3 protein-coding genes are annotated in these 2,948 nt (G+C 60.8%); all 3 read right to left on the bottom strand.

Features of this window, described 5'->3' with window-relative positions; translation table 11 throughout:
* Positions 1 to 47 precede the first annotated feature (47 nt).
* Positions 48 to 2,099, bottom strand: coding sequence for a recombinase family protein (locus BN2475_RS29270; RefSeq protein ID WP_094782915.1), 2,052 nt, complete (start codon positions 2,097 to 2,099; stop codon positions 48 to 50).
* Between the two features lie 136 nt (positions 2,100 to 2,235).
* A complete protein-coding gene (locus tag BN2475_RS29275; protein WP_094782916.1) occupies positions 2,236 to 2,568 on the bottom strand; it encodes a DUF6788 family protein in 333 nt (110 codons plus the stop codon).
* 52 nt (positions 2,569 to 2,620) lie between these two features.
* On the bottom strand, positions 2,621 to 2,948 hold a 328-nt coding region (locus tag BN2475_RS29280), incomplete at its 5' end, for a Y4bD/Y4pK family protein (RefSeq protein WP_245841666.1).

The raw sequence follows: 2,948 nt of genomic DNA on the forward strand, positions 1-2,948 counted from the left end.
CCGACGGTGATTTCATAATGCACCTCTGCCAGTTGAGTGTTGGAATGTTACTGCTGGAGATGCCCTGAAGTGCGTATCCAACGCTGCAGTTGCTGTTCTTTGGCGCGATCCAGCGTGATCCACCAGGGACCGCGTCCATCGAGCTTGCGGGCCTGGACAACCTGGCGCTCGATCCAGTAATACACCATGTGTGTACTGATGCCAAGCCGGTCAGCAAGTTGCTGTACTGTAAGCTCGTCGGGCCGTTTGAAGCTGGTTGCCGCAATCTCGTATCGGTAGCGTATCCATTTGACCATGGAGAGCGTGAACGATTTGCCAGTCGCGCTGCGCAAGCCTTCCTGATTGAGGTGCGCAACGATTTGCAGGTCGGACAGACGCTGCGACAGTTTGCGCACTTGCTCGACGATCGCGGCGGGATAACGCTTCGCTTCCGGAGCCGGCTTTGGCAGGTCCACGGTGATATCGGTGCATGCACTGCCCTGCCAGCGGATATGCAGCACGGCTTGTCGCGTGGCAGATCGTTTCTCGACCGTGATGTCCCGGATGAGTAGCCGCAACATGCGCTTGCGGTCCTTCGCTGAAGTCGTCGGCGCACGCCACAGGCGCGGCAGATTGCGCGCCAGCGCGAGGACCTGGGCCTTCTGGTCGGATGTGGCGACGTGTGCCTTCTGGCTCTGGAATTCGGTGGCTTGCGTCTTGATCTCATCGAGCCGAAGCATCGCGTCGTTCCAGCGCCGCTCGAGGGTACCCGCGACCAGACGGTTGGCCGGATCGCATTCCTGGTAGCGGCGTTCGGCGAGTGCGACTTCATACTCGGCGCGTTCGATGCGCATGTGCCACTGACGCATGATGGCATGATCGCGCTGCTCGAGTTCATTCAGGGCAGTGACCGCGAGCTCGAGTTCGGCAGGCTGTAGGGCGGTGAGTACTGCCTCGCCAATCGCGTTGTCGAGCTGATTGCTGCGCATGCTCATGCAATCGGTGGTCGCCAGACCCTCGCGACGACGCCTGCTGCACAGGTACAGTGGATAAAGGCCACCGTGACTCTGATACCGCACGGTCAGCGCCCGGCCACAGCGGCCGCATATCAGCATCCCCTGAAGCAGCGCCAGACCTTCTCGCGCCGCGCCGCTGAGCACGGTACCTTCGCCGTTGGTCCGGTTGCGCGCCAGCCGTACCTGGTTGCGTTCGAATTCTTCCGGGGTGATATACCCTTCGTGATGGTCGGGAAGATGGACCCGCCAGTCAGCCTTGGGTACCGGCTGCACGCGCTTATGGATCTCTCCTTGCACGGTTATGCGCTGGCGATACTGATACCGTCCAAAGACATAGTCACCCGCATAGGAAGGATTCCTGATCAGGCCGAGTACGCGTTCGTGGCTCAGGCGTCCCCAGATGAGTCGGCCTGCCCAGGCACCGCCATAGGCACGCTTCGGAAAGCGCAGGCCCTCTTCGGAAAATCGCTTGACGACGGCGTATGCGCTGCCGGTTTCCTGAAACAGACGAAACACCAGCTGCACGGCGCCGCGTACCTCGTCATCGGGATCCAGGACGATGCGACCGTCATCGTCATAGCACAAGCCAACGGGCAGTGGAAAGCGCAACTCACCTTTCTTCGCCTTGTTAAGTTTGCCGCCCTGGAGGCGCCCGCGCAAGAAATGCAGCTCCGCCTGTGCCATCGTACCTTTGAGACCCAGTATCAGACCGTCGTTGAAGTCGCCCGCGTCGTAGCAACCATCGGCATCGATCACGAGGGTATGTGTGAGCGCGCACAACTCGAGCAGGCGATGCCAGTCCAGATTCGAGCGTGCCAGGCGGGAAACCTCCAGTGCGAATACAGCACCCACGTTCCCCATCGAGACGTCCGCTACGAGGGTCTTGAAGTCCTCGCGGCCCGTCATCTGTGCCCCCGACTGACCAAGGTCGCGGTCCAGGACCCGGATCGCCGTCTGTGGCCAACCCAGTGCCAGCGCTTTGTCGCGCAACGCATACTGACGCTCGGTGCTCTCCTGATGGTGCCGTACCTGGGCGAGCGTCGATTGGCGGATGTAGATGTACGCCGGCTTGCTTTGATGTTGGGGGGTGATCTTGGTGTTCATCGACGGCCTCCTCGGTCAGCTCCAGCTCGGGCTCGGCGGTGAGCCAGGCCTCGAGCATGTTGGCGATGAGTACGCCGGCCGATTGCGGATCGATGAAGTTGGCGAGCGACAGTGGCGACTGGCTCACCGGCGCCCCTCAGAGCGCCTCGCGGCGGCGCAACAGTTCGCGGTTGATCTCGCAGATCTCCTCGATGATCTCTCGGGCCCGGTGATAGTTCGTCAAGCGTTCGCTGACGTCGGCGTATTGGGCTTGTGGGACGTAATCCATTTGCGGCCGACGGCCGGGAAAGCTCACAGACAGGTAGTACTTGGGACCATGACCGGGACCGTTGGCGCACTTGCAGCCAGGTTTGCCGCAGCGTTTGTAGCGCTCGATAAGCGAGCCGCGCAAAAGCGTCTCCAGCGCCGGCATTTGCTTCAACAATTGCGCGCGGCGTCTGCGTAAAGTGGACGACGGAATATCTTCCATTGGCGGACCACGTCAAAGACTGGTCTGATATTAGGCGAGAGAATCGCATTGATCAAGCTCCTTTCGCTCCCGACCTCTTGGAAGGAGAGGTGCCCAACTGTTCGATCAACGCGGTCAGCTCCAGCAACATGTGTCGATCGAAATAACACACGGGGCCGATGGTGTCGTCGGGGACGGACGGTGTGCCCCAGTTGGTCCATTCGCGCGCAATGCTGAAGCTGCCACGCTCTGCATCACACAGAAGCAGCGTGTCGGTACCCGAGACGCGGCGGGTCTTTAGGACAGGAAAGCGTTGGCCCTTGAGCGGATGAAAAGGATGGCGGATCTCAGCCCAACCCAAATGCTCACTGAGCGCCTGTGCAGTTCGCGTTGACCGTCCC

The organism is Paraburkholderia ribeironis, assembly GCF_900019265.1.
Classification (GTDB): Bacteria; Pseudomonadota; Gammaproteobacteria; order Burkholderiales; family Burkholderiaceae; genus Paraburkholderia; species Paraburkholderia ribeironis.

What these genes read in the sequence shown, in the direction of transcription:
- BN2475_RS29270 (WP_094782915.1), bottom strand. Translation starts at nt 2,099, where the DNA reads ATGAACACCAAGATCACCCCCCAACATCAAAGCAAGCCGGCGTACATC.
- BN2475_RS29275 (WP_094782916.1), bottom strand. Translation starts at nt 2,568, where the DNA reads ATGGAAGATATTCCGTCGTCCACTTTACGCAGACGCCGCGCGCAATTG.